The sequence below is a fragment of the Paraburkholderia sp. BL23I1N1 genome (assembly GCF_003610295.1).
In the GTDB taxonomy this organism is placed as follows: domain Bacteria; phylum Pseudomonadota; class Gammaproteobacteria; order Burkholderiales; family Burkholderiaceae; genus Paraburkholderia.
Genome location: NZ_RAPV01000001.1, coordinates 1,097,381 through 1,116,333, shown reverse-complemented (window position 1 = coordinate 1,116,333; position 18,953 = coordinate 1,097,381). Strand labels below are relative to the sequence as shown.

The 18,953-nt window shown below is 59.4% G+C and carries 17 protein-coding genes and 1 tRNA gene; 8 read left to right on the top strand and 10 right to left on the bottom strand.

Features of this window, described 5'->3' with window-relative positions:
* Positions 1 to 355: 355 nt before the first annotated feature.
* Entirely contained in the window at positions 356 to 613 is a 258-nt protein-coding gene (locus B0G76_RS05290) for a hypothetical protein (protein WP_120290650.1), read from the top strand.
* Positions 614 to 1,689: 1,076 nt separating this feature from the next.
* On the top strand, positions 1,690 to 2,775 hold the full coding sequence (locus tag B0G76_RS05285; RefSeq protein ID WP_120290648.1) for a LacI family DNA-binding transcriptional regulator: 1,086 nt from the start codon (positions 1,690 to 1,692) through the stop codon (positions 2,773 to 2,775).
* A gap of 135 nt (positions 2,776 to 2,910) precedes the next feature.
* On the opposite strand, the gene B0G76_RS05280 is transcribed toward B0G76_RS05285, so the two are convergent.
* On the bottom strand, positions 2,911 to 4,158 hold the full coding sequence (locus B0G76_RS05280; RefSeq protein WP_120290646.1) for a DUF1479 domain-containing protein: 1,248 nt from the start codon (positions 4,156 to 4,158) through the stop codon (positions 2,911 to 2,913).
* A 95-nt stretch (positions 4,159 to 4,253) separates the two neighbouring features.
* Here B0G76_RS05280 and B0G76_RS05275 point away from each other — a divergent pair, with 95 nt between their 5' ends.
* On the top strand, positions 4,254 to 5,189 hold the full coding sequence (locus B0G76_RS05275) for an AraC family transcriptional regulator (RefSeq protein WP_120290644.1): 936 nt from the start codon (positions 4,254 to 4,256) through the stop codon (positions 5,187 to 5,189).
* Between the two features lie 21 nt (positions 5,190 to 5,210).
* On the opposite strand, the gene B0G76_RS05270 is transcribed toward B0G76_RS05275, so the two are convergent.
* Complete coding sequence (locus B0G76_RS05270; RefSeq protein WP_120290642.1) at positions 5,211 to 6,017, bottom strand: IclR family transcriptional regulator; 807 nt, start codon at positions 6,015 to 6,017, stop codon at positions 5,211 to 5,213.
* Between the two features lie 43 nt (positions 6,018 to 6,060).
* Positions 6,061 to 6,627 carry a VOC family protein gene (locus B0G76_RS05265; RefSeq protein WP_120290640.1) on the bottom strand — a complete coding sequence of 189 codons (567 nt, stop codon included), beginning with the start codon at positions 6,625 to 6,627 and terminating at the stop codon, positions 6,061 to 6,063.
* 145 nt (positions 6,628 to 6,772) lie between these two features.
* Between B0G76_RS05265 and B0G76_RS05260 the strand changes: the two genes are divergently transcribed.
* The 4 genes from B0G76_RS05260 (at position 6,773) to B0G76_RS05245 (ending at position 11,113) form a co-directional block, all read left to right on the top strand.
* Entirely contained in the window at positions 6,773 to 7,621 is an 849-nt protein-coding gene (locus B0G76_RS05260; protein ID WP_120290638.1) for a fumarylacetoacetate hydrolase family protein, read from the top strand.
* Positions 7,622 to 7,679: 58 nt separating this feature from the next.
* Positions 7,680 to 9,203 carry a bifunctional 3-(3-hydroxy-phenyl)propionate/3-hydroxycinnamic acid hydroxylase gene (locus B0G76_RS05255; protein WP_120290636.1) on the top strand — a complete coding sequence of 508 codons (1,524 nt, stop codon included), beginning with the start codon at positions 7,680 to 7,682 and terminating at the stop codon, positions 9,201 to 9,203.
* Between the two features lie 96 nt (positions 9,204 to 9,299).
* Entirely contained in the window at positions 9,300 to 10,646 is a 1,347-nt protein-coding gene (locus B0G76_RS05250) for an MFS transporter (protein ID WP_120290634.1), read from the top strand.
* 110 nt (positions 10,647 to 10,756) lie between these two features.
* On the top strand, positions 10,757 to 11,113 hold the full coding sequence (locus tag B0G76_RS05245) for a nuclear transport factor 2 family protein (RefSeq protein ID WP_120290632.1): 357 nt from the start codon (positions 10,757 to 10,759) through the stop codon (positions 11,111 to 11,113).
* A gap of 542 nt (positions 11,114 to 11,655) precedes the next feature.
* Here B0G76_RS05245 and B0G76_RS05240 read toward each other — a convergent pair.
* Positions 11,656 to 11,880, bottom strand: coding sequence for an AlpA family transcriptional regulator (locus tag B0G76_RS05240; protein ID WP_120290630.1), 225 nt, complete (start codon positions 11,878 to 11,880; stop codon positions 11,656 to 11,658).
* A gap of 505 nt (positions 11,881 to 12,385) precedes the next feature.
* Positions 12,386 to 12,462, bottom strand: a tRNA-Pro gene (locus B0G76_RS05235).
* Positions 12,463 to 12,613: 151 nt separating this feature from the next.
* Between B0G76_RS05235 and B0G76_RS05230 the strand changes: the two genes are divergently transcribed.
* Positions 12,614 to 13,743 (top strand): IS630 family transposase gene (locus B0G76_RS05230; protein ID WP_409076698.1). Its coding sequence is split into 2 segments (ribosomal slippage): positions 12,614 to 13,052 and positions 13,052 to 13,743, totalling 1,131 coding nucleotides; the frame shifts between segments, so codons are not numbered across the junction.
* 163 nt (positions 13,744 to 13,906) lie between these two features.
* Here the strand turns inward: B0G76_RS05230 and B0G76_RS05225 are convergent.
* The 5 genes from B0G76_RS05225 to rplT form a co-directional block, all read right to left on the bottom strand.
* On the bottom strand, positions 13,907 to 14,314 hold the full coding sequence (locus B0G76_RS05225; protein WP_120290626.1) for a MerR family transcriptional regulator: 408 nt from the start codon (positions 14,312 to 14,314) through the stop codon (positions 13,907 to 13,909).
* 46 nt (positions 14,315 to 14,360) lie between these two features.
* Positions 14,361 to 14,771, bottom strand: a complete 411-nt coding sequence (locus B0G76_RS05220; RefSeq protein WP_006052505.1) for an integration host factor subunit alpha — start codon at positions 14,769 to 14,771, stop codon at positions 14,361 to 14,363.
* Between the two features lie 69 nt (positions 14,772 to 14,840).
* The gene (gene pheT / locus B0G76_RS05215; protein WP_120290624.1) at positions 14,841 to 17,276 is read right to left on the bottom strand and encodes a phenylalanine--tRNA ligase subunit beta; all 2,436 of its coding nucleotides are present in this window, start codon (positions 17,274 to 17,276) and stop codon (positions 14,841 to 14,843) included.
* 142 nt (positions 17,277 to 17,418) lie between these two features.
* Positions 17,419 to 18,432 carry a phenylalanine--tRNA ligase subunit alpha gene (gene pheS / locus B0G76_RS05210; protein WP_183081992.1) on the bottom strand — a complete coding sequence of 338 codons (1,014 nt, stop codon included), beginning with the start codon at positions 18,430 to 18,432 and terminating at the stop codon, positions 17,419 to 17,421.
* A 157-nt stretch (positions 18,433 to 18,589) separates the two neighbouring features.
* The gene (gene rplT, locus B0G76_RS05205; protein ID WP_006052502.1) at positions 18,590 to 18,949 is read right to left on the bottom strand and encodes a 50S ribosomal protein L20; all 360 of its coding nucleotides are present in this window, start codon (positions 18,947 to 18,949) and stop codon (positions 18,590 to 18,592) included.
* Between the last annotated feature and the right edge of the window lie 4 nt (positions 18,950 to 18,953).

The window sequence follows — 18,953 nt, the reverse complement described above, 5'->3', positions numbered from 1 at the left end:
GGCCTGCCAACCTCCATAGGAAGTTTTCCGGTCATTCTTGAACGGCAGTTATCCATCCGACCTGAACCGGACGCCCCTTGACAGAGTATTCCTTCATGCTGAATGACGGGTTTTGGCCGACCGCTGCCTTACACGGTTGACTCCGGTCGGCCCACTACTGCCGTCTGTAATCCATGATCGAGGGGCTGGAGTCTGTGCTAGAGCGGACATTTGGCGAAATCGGTAGGCATGATATCGGCACCGTTCTTGGCGAACGGAGATCTGTCGATTGCCCGATTCGCAGCGGCCTCGCGCGCAAAATTGCCGCAGCTCTGGCGAGTACAATTGATGGACCATTCTGGATAGCGGGTATTTCATGGGCAAAACGAGCACGGACGTTTTCAAGCCGACGGCTGTTCCGGGCGGTGAATCGGCGGGCCTGTTTGATGTTGTTTGCCATCATGTAAAGGAGATGACGCAGGCGCGATGCGCCGCCGTGATCGTGATCGACGGCGAAAGCGGTTCCGGCTACTCGGTCGTCGGACCGCTTGAGGCACAGGTGCTACTACCGGACATCCTTGTGACACCCTCACCGCGAGAGGATTACCAATCGTTCGCCATCCGCACACACTAATCACGCTTTCCTTTCGCCTTGTGTTGTGCACGGCATTAGCGCACGGCCTGTATCCGCCGTGCGCAGGCCATACGCGTTCACCTGTTCTCCAGCTCGCAGATGGAGCGCATCTTACTGTCCCACCGAAGCGCATTTTTAACGCACGCGGTTTGCATTACATGTGACCACCTTAACGCTCGCCCGTACGCGCGAGGTACACACACCGATACGCACCTCTGTACGCACGAGGTTCGCAACTTTCTCGCACGCGGTTTAACGTGAGGCGGGAGAGCATGACGCACGGTAACCGCATTTTTTACGCACCGGTATCCGCACGGCGTTTGCGCTTTCACGACGACCGTTACGCAATTTCTTCGCACGGGATGACGCAGCGTTTCTATTGGGCCTGAACTGTCATTTGCGTGAAAGCCGCGATCTCTACGCAAAACGTTTACTCCGTGCGACAAAAACCGCAATGAAAATGAGTGAGTGCAGGATAGGCTTGCGCCGGTTTTGGGCGCCCAGGGGGCCAACGCATCGCGACAGCGTGCGCCTCAGGGCCGCAAATCGGACATTTCTAATTAGCCTGAATTGGACATTACTAAAAAGCTACTACAGTCATGTCGAGGCTTTTTTGAAATGTCCGCTTTCTGGCTAAGTTGAAATGTCCGGGTTTAAGGGGTTTGTTTCTAACGCCTTTTGTCTCACACATTGTTGAAGGACGATGCCTGAAGTCAAAATTTTGCTCATTTCTTTTATGTCAATTTAAATGAATTGCGAAAAACGCGTGTCAGCCGCCTATCCGGCGCCAGATCTGTCTCCTGCCGGTCAGTTGCCGGTACGCTGATACCGCAACTCCCTCTGGCTGCGAATAGCGGCCACCAGGGGTTATCGTACTTCCCGTGCAAAATCTGGCGGTAGCCGCGCTCAGAGCCGCTTGCAGCAAGGCTTGGCAGTTCGGTAGGTTTCGCGCAATCAGCGATTGCGCAAGTTCCTGATCGATATCGATTTTCACGATCAAAGCGCCATATTTTGCACGGAAAGTACGATGCCCCCGTCAAACACTTTTTTGGAACGTTCCAATTGTGCAGGGCAACATGAAAACCGTTCCGACAATTCAGGACATTGCAGCGGCTGCGGGCGTATCCAAGTCGACGGTCTCGCTGGTCCTTCAGCAGAGCCCGAAAATCAAGGCGGAGACGGCCGACAAGGTTCGGGCGGCGGCACAACTTCTCGGGTACGTCTACAACCGCGGCGCAGCAAATCTGCGTGGGACCCGAAGTACCATCGTCGGCATGGTCATTAATGACCTTACCAACCCCTTCTTCGTCGAGTTGCTCGTCGCCATTGAGCGGGTACTCGCGCAGTCCGGATACACGACGCTGATGGCGCACACTGCCGAAAACGTCGCGACCCAAACTCGTGTTCTGCAATCGATGCGTGAGCAGAATGTGGCCGGCCTGATCATGTCTCCTGCGTTGGGAACATCTGAGCAACTGCCGGACGAGATCAAGTCCTGGGGAATTCCACTTGTCCTCGTCATGCGACCGATGGGCACGGATGTCGACACGGTCGGAGTCGACAACAGCTTTGGATTCGCTCTCGCAACGGAACATCTGATTGATCAGGGCTATACGCGTATCGCGTTCGCTGGCAATCGAACGGGGTATGCGGTTGCGAACCAGTGCAGGCAGGGCTATCTCGCGGCAATGGCCAGTCATGCCCTGCCTGTCGCCGACGAGTGGATCATCGATGTCGAATTGACGCCCGAGGGCGGTCGTCATGCAGTCCGAACCATCTTCGAGATGCGGCCTCGACCGACGGCTGTGGTCTGCTATAACGACCAGGTTGCGTTGGGCGTATTGCATGAACTGGACCGGATGGGCAAACGTGCGGGCAAGGCGCTCGCGGTCGTCGGCTGTGACAATGTGATAGCAGCGGAACATACCAATCCTCCCCTCACTACCCTTTCCGCCGGAGCGGACAAACTTGGCACGATCGCGAGTGAGACGCTGCTGGCCAGGCTTGATCCATCGGCGGACGGAAAAGAACCACCCGTGCAGTACTTCGCCATTCCGCAGCTAGTCGTCAGGAAATCAAGCGTGAGCTCCACGCGGTGGCACCCGCAGCTTTCCATCGATGCCACCCGCACGGAACGTCGCGTAGCGGGCCAGCGACAATAAACTTCTATTGACTCGCGCGTCAGCCCGCGTGACTGGCTTGATCATCGCGCGGCGTCTCGCCAACGCGAACTGATCCGGCTACCCATCCACGAATCGTGGGTAGCCGTGCAGACCGCCCCGCCCAGCAACGGCGTTTTAGAGGGCGAAGCCCATCTGCTCCTTGCCGAGTTGAGTCAGGTCTTCTTCCACAGCCCTGCCGGCAAAGTCAACTTCGAACTGGTCCGCGGGGAAATCCGGCGGGCTCTCCCCCTTGAGGAAGGTGGGCAGTTGGCGTTTAAGGTAGGCGTCGTTCTTTGCACACGCAGGCGCAGCCGATATGTACATGACGTTGCTGTAGCCCTTTCCACGATGGGCATCTTCGACCGCGTGAATCACGTCGCTATGCCAGAAGACGGTGTCCCCTGCCTGCATCTGCGGGATCGAAGATAAGGCCTCGTGCAGCAGACCGTGCCATTCTGGCTTGATCGAAAGCGCGCGCCCGGGCAAGGCGCCGCACAGATCGTCGTCCGGCACGTCGTCCTGAAGAGCGCGCAATAATATGTACATCATCGCGTTCGCGATCGGCACGAGTTGGAGCGTGCCGTCTCCCGGACCTTGCGGAGTGAGCGCCGTCCAGCCCTGGAAAGTACGGAACATCGAACAGACAGTGGGAGACGGAATCTCTCTCGCCTCGGGGCGATACGCGGCATCGAACGCGTCGTAGTGGCGCCAGTCGCCACTAAACACGTGTCGATAGACACGCCGGAAATTGTCGTCAAGCCAACGTTCGACTGACCCACCGTCGCAATGAGCAGACAGCCCGAGCGACTCCGAGCCGGGGGGGCGACGCCGCAGCCGGTCCGCGTACACCGGAACGCGGTCCGGATCGAAATGAACCCGCCCTTCGCTGTCGTGTATCCAGAGCCGGTTCAGAAAGACGCGCGTCTGAGTGAGTTCGGGCGCCTGGCGCGCTTCGACCTGAGGCTTCGACCAGTAAATGCCATAGATCTGGGGCTTGCTCGACGTGAGGTTGCCGAAGTACTTGTCTTCTGCACGATGCGCGAGTTTTTCGTCGAGGTCATTGGACTCGACATACTCAGCGACCTGCGCGTCCCAGCGTTCAGCGCGCTCGCGGCTGAACACGCCCCGGACGACGCAGGCCCCTTGATCCTTGATCGATGCGATCTGCGCGACGCTCACCCGGTCAGCCGCGATGTCCGCATACTGGATTTCAGGAATGACAGATTCACCGCGGGCACGCTGCGCCACGATGGTAGCGACCTTGCGCTGAATTTCAGCTTCGACCTGCCGGAATACTTCCCTATAGTTCGGAAGGCCGGCGCGCAACAGCTTTTTAACCGCCCGAATAGCGGTCGGCAAATCGTCGATGTGAAGGGATTCCATGGTGGCGTCTCCTAGTGTTCTTTGATGACTGAAGCTTAGCCTGGGCCAGGATGGACGGGTGATACAATAAGGTCGACTTCTTTGCGATTCCAGCCATGAAGCCTCTATACGAACATGTCGAGATGAGCGCCGGATGCTCCGTGCGGGTTTATCACCGGAAGCTTCCGCGTATTCCGTTCGAATGGCACCGTCACCCGGAATATGAACTCACCTTGACGATGAATAGCCGCGGCAAGCGCTACATCGGTGACTCGATTTCCGGGTACGAGGGCGATGACCTGGTGCTCGTCCCGCCGGACTTGCCTCATACCTGGTCGTCGAACCGTTCGATCGACGACAGCGCCCCGCAGGTCGCTATCGTCATCTGGTTCGAAGGCGACTGGGCGCGACGACTGGCGGATTGCTGCCCCGAGTACGAAGCACTTCATCGGCTTCTGAGGCGCGCGGCCTGCGGCCTTGCGTTCAGGGCAGAAGCCGGGGCAACGGTAAGAAGCCGGCTCGACGGTCTTTTGTCAGCGTCTCCCAGAGAGAGACTCAGCGTTGCGCTGGACATCCTGTGCACATTGGCCGATGAGGAAGCACGGCCACTCGCGTCCCCCAGTGCGTTTGATCAGAGCAACGTGGGGCGGCCTTCCGGCCACGAACCGGAGCGGATAAATCGGGCGTTAGCAGTGATCGAGGCACGGTTTGCCGAGCGGCTGACACTCACGGAATTAGCCGCCGCCGCGACCCTTTCAGAGCGCACACTCAATCGATACTTTGTTCAGCATATCGGCGAGAGTGTTGGGAAGTATGTGAGCCGTGTGCGAATAGGTCACGCATGCCGAATGCTCGCGGACACCTCATGGCCCGTGTCGGTCATCGCTGCGCATTCAGGATTTCCCAACGTTGCCAATTTCAACCGTCAGTTTCGCGCGCTGAAAAACACGACTCCCGCGGCCTATCGGAAAGAGTTTGCTGGTGAACCCCGACATCACCCGAATGCCCCGTCGACACTGGAGGCAAGGTCGCCATCGTTGGAGCGCTCATGAGTGGCCTTCAGGTGGTGATGACTAAGCGGACCGCCTGGCTCGCGATATCGAGTGCGACGAAGCGACGGCTCCCCTGCTTTCAATGACCGCACGCGTGCGCTGGGAGGTTCGCGCCGCTGCCTCCTGGATCGATTCTACGAGCCGGTCCAGATTCGCAAACTCGAGTCGCTGCGTCGGCACAATCACCGCAAGCGATCCGACCGCTTCACCGGAATCGTCCGTGAAAAGTGGCGACGCCAGTGCAGAAACGCCGTTTTCCAGTTCGTCCCTCGACAGATAAAAGCCCGCGCGTCGGATTTTGAGCAGCGACGCGCGGAACTCGTCGAGTGTCGCCCCGAGGCCGCTTTGCGCAATCTCGTCGGCATACTGATCGAACAGAACCGCAAGCTTGGCCTTCGGAAACGTCGACAGGATCGCTTTTGGAGCGGCCCCGAGAAACAGGGGCCGCGGACGGCCCCGGCCGTACCGGAGGTCAAGCGCCGCGTCGTGCGTCTCGCGATGCGTGTCAACAAGTTCATTTCCGTACCAGCGTGACATCACCACATCGAAGCCCGAGTGTTCGCTCAACTCGCGCATGATCGGCTGGCCGACCGCAAGCAGCGGATCGGACATGCGCAAGTGGTAGTCGAGCTTGATGATGCGAGGGCCGAGACCATAGTCTCCGCCCGCAAACCGGACGAGCAAGCCAGCGTCCACCAGCTCGCGCACATAGCGATAAGCCGTTGGAATCGAGCAGTCGAGTTCGGCGGCAACGTCTTCGACGGACAGGAACGGCTTCGCCTCCGAAAACAGCTCGAGTATGGATAACAGTCTCGTGATACTCGACATCTCTGCGCAGGGCTCCTCGTGTGTGAACGGATTATATCCGTGCTTATGCAAGCCCCATGCGCTCGGCCATTTCTGCCTGCCAGGCGCTGCGCGGCCTGAACCCCGGTAGCGCGCGCGCATGCTGTTCGACGGCCGCGATCAGTTCAGCATCGGGCAAGTTGAAGTCGACAGGCACCCGCATTGGCTGATCGACGTACCACGGCGTGTCGATGAAGAGCTCAAGGCGGTTGCCTTCGGGATCGCGCGCATAGATCGAGATCGCATTGCCGTGAGTGACGGGGCTGATTTCCTCCAGGCCTTCCGCGACGAACCGCTGGTAAAACTGCCTCAGCGTGGCAAGGCTGTCCGCTTCGAACGAAATCTGGTTGATCGGATTGAACGTCAAGTGCTCGGGGCGGCCACTCGCGAGCACGATCTGGTGATGCACCGCGGGATCGCGGCTCAAGAACACGAGTCGCACAGGGCCATGCGGCGTCTGCAGCATCCCCCGATCCGTCACGGTGAACTCCAGCACCCGGGAATAAAAGTCCTCCACCCGTGCCATGTCGCTCACATAAAAGCCCATGTGACTCAGCGACAGGCCCGCTCGCGCTTTCTTCATACCATTCATGCTTGTCTCCACATAATGATAAACCCTAACAAAAAAGACGTTGTGCCCTTTGTTAAATTTAGTTTATTCTCAAAATAAGATAAATGCACAATTTTTTAAGGTTCGAAGCGCCGATCGCATCGACTTTTTATCTACCGGAGCATCAATGAAACTCGCCAGCTTTTCCACCCATCAGGGCCCCTCGTTCGGCATCGTTCGCGACGCAACCGTCTTCGACCTCGGCAAGCGTCTTGGCGGCCGCTATGCAGATCTGAAGGCGCTGATTGCCGCCGACGCATTCCGCGAGGCCACTCAGGCCGCCGAAGGCACACAGGGCGACTATCCGCTGTCGAAAGTGACGCTGCTGCCGGTGATTCCGAACCCCGAACAAATCTTTTGCGTGGGACTCAACTACGCAGACCATGTCAAGGAAACCAATCGCGAGACCACCGAGCATCCAGTCATCTTCATGCGGGTGCCGGCTTCGCAGGTTGGCCACGGCCAGCCGATGCTGCGTCCGCCTGAGTCGCACAAGTTCGACTATGAGGGTGAGATTGCCGTCGTCATCGGGCGCGGTGGACGGCGCATTGCCGAAGCCGACGCGTGGAATCACATCGCTGGCTACGCCTGTTACAACGACGGCTCCGTGCGCGACTGGCAGCTTCATACGGGCCAATGGGGCCCGGGCAAAAATTTCTATCGCACCGGCGCGTTCGGACCGTGGATGGTGACGAGCGACGAGATCGAACCCAACGCGGTGATGACGCTCGTCACCCGCCTGAACGGCCAGGAAGTACAACGCGCGACGACGCAGATGCTGATCCACGGCATCGCCAAACAGATTGCTTACCTGTCGACCTTCACGCCGCTCGCTGCGGGAGATGTGATCGTGACCGGCACGCCCGGCGGCGTCGGCGCGAAGCGCAACCCGCCGCTCTTCATGAAGCCGGGGGACGTGACGGAAGTGGAGGTAGACCGCATCGGTGTGCTGTCCAACCCGGTAGCCGACGAGTAACACCCGGCGCCGGCCTCACACTGTGCGTGCGCCCGGCGTCTTCCAGACGGACTCAGACATGTCAGATAAAACCATTTCGACGCACGCGTGTGATTACGACGTGGCAGTCATCGGCCTCGGGCCCACCGGAGCGACGCTGGCCAACCTGCTGGCAATCGAAGGCTTGCGGGTGCTGGTGCTGGAGCGAGACAAGGATATTTTCGCGCTGCCCCGCGCCGTGCACTTCGATGGCGAATGCATGCGCGTGTTCCAGACCGTTGGCATCGCGGACTCACTGCTTCCCAAGCTGTTTGTCGGTCCCGGCATGAAATTCGTGAGCGCTGAGGGCAAGTTGCTCATCGATTGGGAGCGCCCAACTTGCATCGGGCCGCATGGCTGGTGCGCGAGTTACAAGTTTCATCAGCCCGATCTCGAGAACGCGTTACGTGAACGCCTGGCCGGCCAGGCGAATGTCGATGTGCGCTTGCGTCACGAAGTGTTCGCGCTAGACGAGACGAGCAATGGCGTCCGGCTCCGCTTCGAAGACACGAGTTGCGGCAAGCTCGCCCATGCCACTGCCCGTTACGTCGTCGGCTGCGACGGCGCACGTTCGATTGCGCGGCGCTTCATGGGCACCGAACTCACTGATCTGAAATCGCATGAACGCTGGGTGGTCGTCGACGTATTGCTTGATGCCCCTCGGCCCGACCTCGGCGATTACTCGATTCAATACTGCGACCCGGCGCGCCCGACCACCTACACGCGCGGCCCCGGCAATCGCCGCCGCTGGGAGATCATGGTGATGCCCGGCGATGATACGGCACAACTCGGTTCTCATGAGTGGCTGTGGGGCACGCTCGCTCGTTGGATTTCGCCGGCCGATGCACGCCTCGAACGTTCCGCCATCTACACCTTTCACTCGGTCGTGGCGAACGGCTGGCGCCGTGGACGACTTCTGCTTGCTGGAGATGCAGCGCATCAGACGCCGCCCTTTATGGGCCAGGGAATGGCGGCCGGTATCCGCGACGCTTCGAATCTCGCATGGAAGCTGGGTGCGGTTATACGTGGACAGGCGCCCGATTCCCTGCTCGATACCTACGAATCCGAACGTTCGCCGCACGTGCGTGAATTTATCGAAACGGCGGTACAACTTGGGTCCGTCATCCAGACGACCCGGCCGGACATTGCCAGCAGCCGCGATAGCGAAATGAGCACGGCGATTCGCAATTTCGTCACCCCGCAACCGAAGCTCGGAGCAGGCGCCCACCTCGACGAACCATCAGCCGTTGCGGGACATATCGCGCCGCAGCCCCGCCTCCCGGACGGACGTCTGCTGGACGATGTGGTCGGCTACCGGTTCGCGCTCGTCGCGCTACCGGAATTGCTCGCTCAATGTGACGACCTCGCCGAGCAGGCCGCGCGGGCTGACGTCGAGATCGTGGCCAGCGGCGAGCCCTGCGTTCGCGAGTGGTTGGCGGCCATCGGCGCCGCGGCAGTGCTAGTGCGCCCCGACCGGTATGTCTACGGTGTTGCCCAGGGTGCTGAATCCTCGCACTGCTTGCTTGAACTCGCCCTACCTGCACTGCAAAGCGAACGTGCATGACCCTGTAGGCGCGCAAAACCCGTTGTGACGCCCCATGCATCGTGACCGGCACACAGCAATCATTGGCCAAAGAAGCCAACAATCACTGGAGGAGTCATGGAGACAACCCGTAATCCGGTCGGCGGCGCCGACCACCCGCAGCCCCCCGGCCTGACATGGTCGCAGTGGAAGATGATTCTCATCGCGAGCCTGGGCGGCTCGCTGGAGTTTTACGATTTCATCGTCTACGGCTTCTTTGCGCATAACATCGCGGCCCAGTTTTTCCCGAACGCGTCGTCACTGATCAGCATGCTCGCTACTTTCTCCGTGCTTGCGATCGGGTACGTGATCCGGCCGCTCGGCGGGATTGTGCTCAGTAGCTGGGGCGACCGTTATGGCCGGCGTCCGGTTTTCCTTGGCTCGATCATTGTGGTCACGACCGCGACCCTCTGTCTGGGGCTCCTGCCCAACTACCACAGCTGGGGCATGACCGCGTCGATCCTGTTGATCGTGCTTCGCATGCTGCAGGGTTTTTGCGTCGGCGGAGAAATGCCCGGCGCCATCACCTATGCGGTGGAAGCGGCACCGCATCGCGCGGGCCTTGCCGCGGGCTTCATCATCTGCGCGGTCAACGTGGGCGTGTTGCTGGCTACGGTCGTCAACCTCGGCATCCAGACCTACCTGTCCGCCGCGGCCGCGGCCGCGTATGGCTGGCGGATCGCGTTCCTGTTCGGCGGTGTTTGCGGGATCGTCTCCTACTGGATGCGCCGCAATCTGGACGAGTCTCCCGAGTTCAAGGAGATGCATGGCGCTGTCGTCAAGCAGCCGTTTCGTGAAACCCTGCGACGTCATGGCAAGGCCGTTGCAATGGGAGCGCTCACGATCGCGGTGATGGCCGGCGTCAACGGCATACTGTACGGTCACATGCCAGCTTATCTCGTGCAGCAGTTGCACTACGCACCCCGGATCGCGGCGATTGCCCAGAACGCTTATCTGATCGTCAGCTCTTTCGGCCTGCTCGCTGCGGGCTGGCTCGGAGACAAGATCCCGCGCCGGTATCTCCTGCGCACGTCCGCGGCGCTATTGATCGTGTTGACCTACCCGTTCTATCGGGCGCTCGTCAACCATACCGTCGATCCGGTCGTGCTATTTGTCCTCGCCGGCGTGGTTTTCTCACTGGCAAGCGGTACGTGGGCGTCGGTACTTGCCGATCAATTTCCTGTCCGGATCAGGTTCAGTGGAATCGCGCTGGCATACAACGTGTCGGTTGTTGTATTCAGCGGCTTTGCGCCCTTGCTGGCGACGCTACTGATTCGCCAGACCGGCTCACTCGCAGCGCCGGCTTTCTACGTCATCGGTGCATCCACGGTTGCGCTGCTTGCAAGCTATGCATTGCCAATGGGAAGGTTCGCGGCCGAACCCATTTCGCGGGGAAATCGACTGAGCGGAGAATTATTGCGTTGATCCCGGCGAACGATTCGCCGCGCGGAAGATGCCCATGAACACACAACGCAACGGGCAGCCGGAGCCTTTTTTATGGGCCACGCGCATGCCGCATCCGCAGGAGAATCACAATGAAGAATGGATTCGCTCAAACCGCCGTCGACGCAATGGCAAAACAACGCTGCGCCGCCACTGTGTCAGGGGACATGCTGACACTGGCCTCGCTTCTCGACGACGGGCTGATGTTCGTTCACTCATCCGGCTACGTTCATGGCAAGTCCGAGTATCTGACTTTCCTCATCGACAAGATCGAGACACGGCAGATCAATCGTCCGCAGCCGCTCGCGTACCGGTTTCTGCCAGACATGGTGATTACGACGGGTCGGCTTGAGCAGTCGCCGGTGCGCAGGACGGATGGATCCGAGGTCGAGATTCGCGCGCTCGTCACGCAGATCTGGATCAAACGCGAAGCTGTCTGGAAGCTATGACACGTCCATTCCGGGCGCTTGCCGGACTGACGTGAATCGCTATCAGCCCGGCATCATGGGTGGCCTTGATGGCGAGTGCACGGGCGGCTGGCAATCGTCGAAGGCGACCTTGACCGAAACTTGACCAAAGTAGGCATAAATCCCCCTCAGAAGGGCTAAAAGCATAGTCGGTTAGTGGACGGCCACCACTGCAAATCATTGATTTAACTTAGCTTTAGTTTCTGCCTGTTTACGGCGAATGGGACATTTAATCCGTTGGGTCCTATATTCCTGCTTGAGATTAGAGGGCACTGGCCGGCAAGCTCCGGCACAAGAAAAAACCCCGGAAGGTCCAAGTGACGGCCTTCCGGGGGCGAGTCTCGGGACAGTGTGGACTGCTCCGGGAAGCACTCCTCGTTGAGACGGATGGGGAATTCCAAAGGATAACGAAGTATTTATTGCAGAAATACGACCCCGCAACTCAAGCTTCCGTAAGTCCGCGTTTTGTGGCGCTCCAACGGCTTCTGATATTACGCAAACCGCCACGACAGAACCGAACCAAGCTAGGTTGCTCCGCGCCCACTGGCCTCAACGCGGTCCACAATCCATGCATCAACGTCGGTCTCAAGCCATGCAACCCTACCACCACCGATTTGTACAGGCCGTGGAAATTTGCCTTCGGCCAGGTAACGATAGACAGTACTTGTGCCCAGACCAACACGCAGACGCACCTCGCGAAGGCGAATCAAACGTTGCTTTGCCGGATTCTCAAGGAATTGATCAGCCATCGCCAGACTCCTTCTGAAAGCGTCCGGCACGAACCGGACATATAGCAATCTAGAGCGCAATTCGGAGCGTGACAAATGTCCCGTCGGGAATGAAATTGCGAAATTTCAGAATCGTGTCTCGCAGGCATCGTCCCCCCAGTGCCCAGGAGTTCCCATCTCCGGCGACGAAGAAGTGAAGCCTCGCTTTGACAAGGGGATATGAAACCGAATCCTTCCGATTTTTATCGGGTAGCCAACCAGCATGATCGGTTCACCTTGGTGAAATCCGTGCGATAGAGCGCCCAAAACGAAGACGCTCCGCTGCCCCGACAGTCTCGCGAAAATGATTGGACCGCCACCGAGCCCTCGCCTGCTGACACCGCGGGCAGGACAAGTTCAGCCGGTTCCCTAGCGTACCCAGAACTTCCATCGCGTTCCCAATACTGGAGTGGCCTAAAAGTGGCACTATTCTGGAAGCTAAAGAAAAAGGCCTTATGGACGTACATCCATAAGGCCTTGATTTCTTTGGTCGGGGCGAGAGGATTTGAACCTCCGACCACCTGCACCCCATGCAGGTACGCTACCAGGCTGCGCTACGCCCCGAACAGCTAAAAATTATAACAGACAGTTCGAGCGATTAGAACCGCTCTACGCCAACAAAGCAAACTAGTGTCGTGACTTCCGTGAACTGTCGGTAAATATGGGGCCGGGGAAAGACGTTGTAACCACGAGCACGCTGCGCGAAAATCGGGGAATGGAAAAATACATCGTTACCCTGACGGCGAAAGAAAGAGAGCAACTCGAAGCGATTGTGAGCAAAGGTTCGCACCAGTCCCAGAAGGTAATCAACGCTCTCATTCTGTTGAATTGCGACACCTCTTCAGGGCGCTGCCGTCGCTCCGGGCAAGAGGTCGCAGCGGTGTTGCACGTGAGCGCGCGCAAGATCGACCGGGTGAAGAAACGTTTCGTGGAGGAAGGCTACGAAGCCGCGCTTGTCAGGCCGCCGGGCCAAAGGGTCTACGACAGCAAGATTGACGGCGAGCTTGAGGCCCGCCTGATTGCGCTGAGCTGCGGCGAGCCTCCCGAGGGCCAGGCGAACTGGTCGCTGCGGCGATTGGCGCAGCGTGCCGTAGAGCTGGAGTACGTGGATAGTCTCTCGCACGAAACGGTGCGGCGTGCGCTCAAAAAAACGAACTCAAGCCGTGGCGCAAGATAGGCTGGATTATCCCGCCCAAAGCGAACGCGGAGTTCGTGGCGGCCATGGAAAACGTGCTCGGTGTGTACCACCGGCCCTACGACGCGACGCGCCCCGTGGTGTGCATGGACGAGACGCCGCGGCAGTTGATTCGCCAGACCCGCGAACCGATCAAAGCGGCACCAGGGCGTCCTGCGCGGGAGGACTATGAGTACGAGCGCTGTGGCGTGTGCAATGTCTTCATGGCATCGGAACCCCTTGCCGGACGGCGTCTGACGAAAGTCACCGACTCCCGGACCAGGGTGCAATGGTCCCGCTTCGTACAGGACATTGCCCAGGCCTACCCGGATGCGCAACGAATCACCCTCGTGATGGACAACCTGAACACCCACACGGCCGCCGCGCCCTACGAAACCTTCCCGCCATCGCAGGCCAAAGCGCTGTGGGACCGGTTTGAATTTGTCTACACGCCCAAACATGGCAGTTGGCTGAACATGGCCGAGATCGAACTCAATGTGATGATCAAGCAGTGCCTCGACCGGCGCATCGACAACATCAACACGGTGCGCCGCGAGGTGGCCGCCTGGCAGGCTCGACGAGATCAGCTTAAGGCCAGGATCAACTGGCAGTTCACCACCGACGATGCCCGCATCAAACTGTCCAGGCTATATCCGACATTTGAGGCCTGACGAAACACTAGCAGGTTGCTGAAATACCTTCCGGGAGGGGTTCGCAAAAAATTGCCGACCTCACAGGAAGTCCTGCACGCCGCTCGCGCGACGCCGGTAAGGGGTAAGACCACCCCTAGAAACTGCTTCCGAGCACCCTGCAAAACGGTATTTCAGCAACCTGCTAGTGGCCCAACAAATCGATCACGTGCAGCAACTCCTTGCGCAACTGCTCGACATCCACCGTAGTCGTTGTTGCTGCCGGTGCCGCTACGCCCTCGCCTTGCTCGACTTCATCAGCCGGTGCGCCGTGCGCGCCACCGCCATGCGAATCAAGCCGATTGCGCGCGCCGTTGATCGTGAAGCCCTGCTCGTACAGCAACTCACGAATCCTCCGGATCAGCAGCACTTCATGATGCTGGTAGTACCGGCGATTGCCGCGCCGTTTGACCGGCCTCAACTGCGTGAACTCCTGTTCCCAATAGCGCAGCACATGCGGTTTCACACCGCATAGTTCGCTGACCTCACCAATCGTGAAGTAGCGCTTCGCCGGAATCGGAGGCAAGACGACTTTTTCGATCGTCGCTGTCATCGTCAGTTAGCCGTCGTGGTGGGTTGCGCAGGAACGCGCCAATCGATCAGCGCGTGAAGCTCGCTTCAGCGCCGTTCTCGACCAGCGCTTTCAGCTTTTGACTCGCATGGAACGTCACAACGCGGCGCGCGGCGATCGGAATCGCCTCGCCGGTCTTCGGGTTTCTGCCGGGACGCTGAGGTTTGTCGCGCAACTGAAAGTTGCCGAACCCCGACAGCTTCACGCTATCGCCACTCTCCAGCGCGTCGCGGATCACCTCGAAGAACGCCTCGACCATGTCTTTCGCTTCCCGCTTGTTGAGCCCGACATTGTCGAACAGCAACTCGGCAAGTTCAGCCTTGGTAAGCGTCGGCGTTTCAGTGGAAACGGCCGCGGGTGATGTCGGAATTTCGCGAATCATGGCGCTGCGTTGCGCCGTTAGAAGGGCTTCGAAATCACTCGAGTTCATTTCATTCATATCTATCAAATGGCGCGCCAAGCAGAAACGGAAGTTGCGGAAAAATGCCGTGCAAATGTTAAATGCGGGTTATCCACGCAACCTTGCGCCATATACTCGAGCCAGACGTTCCACCAGAGTTTGAATGGCCAGATCGACCGTTTCATCCTGAAGGGTCCCGCCAGTATCTTGCAAGGTCACACGGAACGCAAGGCTTTTCTCATGGGCAGCCAGGCCACCGGAAGTGTTTGATTTTGGACGGAATTCGTCGAAAAGCGCAACCCTCTGGACCGTCTTGCAGGCCTCTTCGGATTGGGCCTTCCCGAGCTCGTCCAGCAGCGCCTGCACCTCGATTTTCTGATCGACGACGACCGCAATATCGCGGCGCACCGGCGGGAATTTAGACACGTCCGCAGGAGTCGGCAATACGCGCTGCATTAATGCTTCCGCTTCGATTTCAAACAGAATCGGCGCGTGCGGCAAATCATATTTTTGCATCCAGCGCGGATGCAATTCGCCAATCCAGCCCACTGCCTGGCCATTCAGTTCAATACGCGCGCTGCGGCCCGGATGCAATGCCGGATGCTCGGCCTTCACGAAGCTCGCCACGGCCGGCGCGAGTACGGCTTCGATGTCGCCCTTCACGTCGAAGTAGTCGACTGCGCGCGTTTGCGCGCCCCATTGCTCTTCAAGCGCGGGACCATAGGCCAGGCCGCCGATCATCTTCGGCTGCGCGAAACCTTCTACCGTCAGCTCGCCTGCCTTGATCGACGGGTCGTGCAGGAACACGCGGCCCGCTTCGAACACGCGCACGCGATCGGCCGCGCGACGGTTCAGGTTCGTGCGCAACACATTGATCAGGCTGCCGAACAGCGTGGTACGCATCACCGACAACTGGCTCGCAATCGGATTCAACAGACGTACAGGCTTGTCGTTGCCGGCGAAGTCCTGCTCCCACTCGGCGTCCACGAAACTGAAGTTGACCGTTTCCGCGTAATCGCGCGCGGCGAGCGCGTGACGGATCACGTGGATCGAGCGCTTCGTTTCGTTGGTCCGCAGCATTTCGCTGGTCGCAACCGGCGGACGCGCCGGGATCTTTTCGAAGCCGTAGATACGCGCGACTTCTTCGATCAGGTCTTCTTCGATTTCGATATCGAAGCGGTGCGACGGCGGCATCACCGAGAACGTATCGCCGTCGCGTTCGAACGCGAGGCCGAGGCGCGTGAAAGTCTGCGCGATTTCGTCCGCATCGATCTTGATGCCGATGATGCGGTTCGCGCGCGAGACCCGCATCTTCACCGGCTCGCGCTTCGGCACGTTGACGATCTGATCGTCGACCGGGCCGGCTTCGCCGCCGCAGATATCGAGGATCAGTTGCGTGATGCGCTCGATGTGTTCGACGGTGGTCGCGTAATCGACGCCACGCTCGAAACGGTGACCCGCATCGGTCGAGAAGTTGTACCTGCGCGAGCGGCCGCGAATGCTATCCGGCCACCAGAACGCAGCTTCGAGATAGATGTTGGTGGTGTCGAGCGTAACGGCCGTGCTGTCGCCGCCCATGATGCCGGCGAGGCTCTCGATGTGCTGTTCATCGGCAATCACGCCGACGGTTTCATCGAGTTCGACCGTGTTGCCGTTCAGCAGCTTGAGCGTTTCTCCCTTGCGGCCCCAACGCACGTCCATGCCGCCGTGGATCTTGTCCAGATCGAACACGTGCGACGGACGGCCGAGTTCGAGCATCACATAGTTCGAGATGTCGACGAGTGCGGAGATGCTGCGCTGCCCCGAACGCTCGAGACGCTGCACCATCCATTGCGGCGACTTCGCGCGCGCGTTCACGCCACGAATCACGCGGCCCGAAAAACGGCCGCACAGATCGGGCGCCGAGATTTTGACGGGCAATGTTTCGGTGAGCTTCACTTCAGCCGGCTTGATCTCGAGCGGGCGCAACGCTGCACCCGTGATGGCCGAAGTCTCGCGCGCCACGCCGAACACCGACAGGCAGTCCGCCTTGTTCGGCGTCAACTTGATTTCGAAAATCGTGTCGTCGAGCTTGAGCGTTTCGCGGATGTCCTGGCCGATCGGCGTATCTTCCGGCAGGATCATCAAACCGCTATGATCTTCCGAGAGCTTCAGTTCGCGTGCCGAGCACAGCATGCCCTGGCTTTCCACGCCGCGCAGCTTCGAGAGCTTGATTGCGAACGGCGTGCCGCCCTCTTCGGCTGGCGGAAGTTGCGCGCCAACCAGTGCGACCGGCACCTTGATGCCCGGCGCGACATTCGGCGCACCGCACACGATGTTCAGCGTTGCGCCCGTGCCGGCGTCGACCTGACACACGTTGAGCTTATCGGCGTCCGGGTGCTTGACGACTTCCAGCACCTGGCCGACGACAATCTTCGAGGTCGGCGGCGCGGCCGGCCGCAGGTCTTCGACTTCGAGACCCGCCATCGTCAACGCGTGCGACAGCTCATCGGTCGTCAGTTGCGGGTCGACAAAGGTTCTCAGCCAGGATTCCGGGAATTGCATGGTTCTGTGTACGTTCTGATCAGGTTAGGTCCACGTCCGGCAGGCGGCCCCTTAATTCACTGGGCACTGCCGGGGACGCTGCTGGCGGCACGCACTGCGTGCCGTGCCGCGCTCTATGCTAGTCGCGTTCGTACGCGCCGGTTCAGGCGAATTGACGCAGGAAACGCAGGTCGTTTTCGAAGAACAGACGCAGGTCTTGCACGCCGTAACGCAACATCGTGAGCCGCTCGAGGCCGCTGCCAAAAGCAAAACCGATGTAACGCTCGGGGTCGAGGCCCATGTTGCGGATCACCGTGGGGTGAACCTGGCCAGAACCCGAAATTTCGAGCCACTTGCCGGCGTTCTTGCCCGTTTCGAACAGCATGTCGATTTCAGCCGACGGTTCGGTGAACGGAAAGTACGACGGACGGAAGCGCACCTGAATATCGTCGCGCTCGAAGAACTTCTTGAGGAAATCGGAGTAGACGCCCTTCAGATCCGCGAAGCTGATGTTCTCGTCGATCCACAGGCCTTCAACCTGGTTGAACATCGGCGAGTGAGTTGCGTCGCTGTCCACACGATACGTGCGGCCCGGCACGATCACCTTGATCGGCGGCGTGTTGGTGCGCGCGTAACGCACCTGCATCGGACTGGTGTGCGTGCGCAGCAGCAGTTGACGGCCGTCGGCATCTTTGCCGTCGACGTAGAAGGTGTCCTGCATCGAACGCGCCGGATGGTTTTCCGGGCTGTTCAACGAGGTAAAGTTGTACCAGTCGGTTTCGATTTCGGGGCCGTCGGCCACATCGAATCCGATCGACCGGAAAACCTGTTCGACGCGTTCCCATGTGCGCATCACCGGGTGCAGGCTGCCTGCGTTGGTGCCGCGGCCGGGCAGCGTGACGTCGATCGCCTCAGCGGCGAGGCGCTGGTTCAGCAACGCGTCGGCCAGCGCCTGACGGCGGGCCGTCAACGCGGCTTCCACTTGTTGCTTGACGAGGTTGATCCGTGCGCCTTCGGTCTTGCGCGTTTCGGGGTCGAGTTTGCCAAGGCCCTTCAATAGCTCGGTCAGCGCACCCGATTTGCCGAGAAAGCGCGCTTTCTCGTTCTCGAGGGTGGTGACGTCGGAGGCTTCTGCGAAGGCTTTTTGCGCGTCGGCGACAATCTGGTCCAGATCCATTGATCCCATCATTTCAACGTCAGTGTTCAATCGTTGCAAAACTGGTTCTACCAACAAAAACGGGGCTCGGTGAGGAGCCCCGTTTTTGTTGCAGCGTCACCGAGACTACCGGATGTTCGCTGCAACGAACCACGCAGTTTAATTGCCCAAAGCGCAATCAGGCTGCAACGGCGGCTTTCACCTGCTGAACGATCGCAGCAAAAGCAGCCTTGTCGAACACAGCCATGTCGGCCAGCACCTTGCGGTCGAGTTCGATCGAAGCCTTCTTCAGGCCGTTGATGAACACGCTGTACGTCATGTCGTGCTGACGCACCGCCGCGTTGATACGCGTGATCCACAATGCACGGAACACACGCTTCTTGTTGCGGCGATCGCGGTAGGCGTATTGGCCTGCGCGCATGACCGCCTGCTTGGCGATGCGATAGACGTTATTGCGACGGCCGCGGTAACCCTTGGCCAGCTTGATGATCTTCTTGTGACGGGCCCGTGCGGTAACCCCACGTTTTACTCGAGGCATATTT

Coding starts and splice junctions, on each gene's coding strand:
- B0G76_RS05280 (WP_120290646.1), bottom strand. CDS start 4,158: ATGGAATCCCTTCACATCGACGATTTGCCGACCGCTATTCGGGCGGTT.
- B0G76_RS05285 (WP_120290648.1), top strand. CDS start 1,690: ATGAAAACCGTTCCGACAATTCAGGACATTGCAGCGGCTGCGGGCGTA.
- B0G76_RS05220 (WP_006052505.1), bottom strand. CDS start 14,771: ATGAATGAAATGAACTCGAGTGATTTCGAAGCCCTTCTAACGGCGCAA.
- B0G76_RS05255 (WP_120290636.1), top strand. CDS start 7,680: ATGTCAGATAAAACCATTTCGACGCACGCGTGTGATTACGACGTGGCA.
- B0G76_RS05270 (WP_120290642.1), bottom strand. CDS start 6,017: ATGTCGAGTATCACGAGACTGTTATCCATACTCGAGCTGTTTTCGGAG.
- B0G76_RS05265 (WP_120290640.1), bottom strand. CDS start 6,627: ATGAATGGTATGAAGAAAGCGCGAGCGGGCCTGTCGCTGAGTCACATG.
- B0G76_RS05275 (WP_120290644.1), top strand. CDS start 4,254: ATGAAGCCTCTATACGAACATGTCGAGATGAGCGCCGGATGCTCCGTG.
- B0G76_RS05245 (WP_120290632.1), top strand. CDS start 10,757: ATGAAGAATGGATTCGCTCAAACCGCCGTCGACGCAATGGCAAAACAA.
- pheS (WP_183081992.1), bottom strand. CDS start 18,432: ATGGATCTGGACCAGATTGTCGCCGACGCGCAAAAAGCCTTCGCAGAA.
- B0G76_RS05250 (WP_120290634.1), top strand. CDS start 9,300: ATGGAGACAACCCGTAATCCGGTCGGCGGCGCCGACCACCCGCAGCCC.
- B0G76_RS05240 (WP_120290630.1), bottom strand. CDS start 11,880: ATGGCTGATCAATTCCTTGAGAATCCGGCAAAGCAACGTTTGATTCGC.
- B0G76_RS05290 (WP_120290650.1), top strand. CDS start 356: ATGGGCAAAACGAGCACGGACGTTTTCAAGCCGACGGCTGTTCCGGGC.
- rplT (WP_006052502.1), bottom strand. CDS start 18,949: ATGCCTCGAGTAAAACGTGGGGTTACCGCACGGGCCCGTCACAAGAAG.
- B0G76_RS05225 (WP_120290626.1), bottom strand. CDS start 14,314: ATGACAGCGACGATCGAAAAAGTCGTCTTGCCTCCGATTCCGGCGAAG.
- B0G76_RS05260 (WP_120290638.1), top strand. CDS start 6,773: ATGAAACTCGCCAGCTTTTCCACCCATCAGGGCCCCTCGTTCGGCATC.
- pheT (WP_120290624.1), bottom strand. CDS start 17,276: ATGCAATTCCCGGAATCCTGGCTGAGAACCTTTGTCGACCCGCAACTG.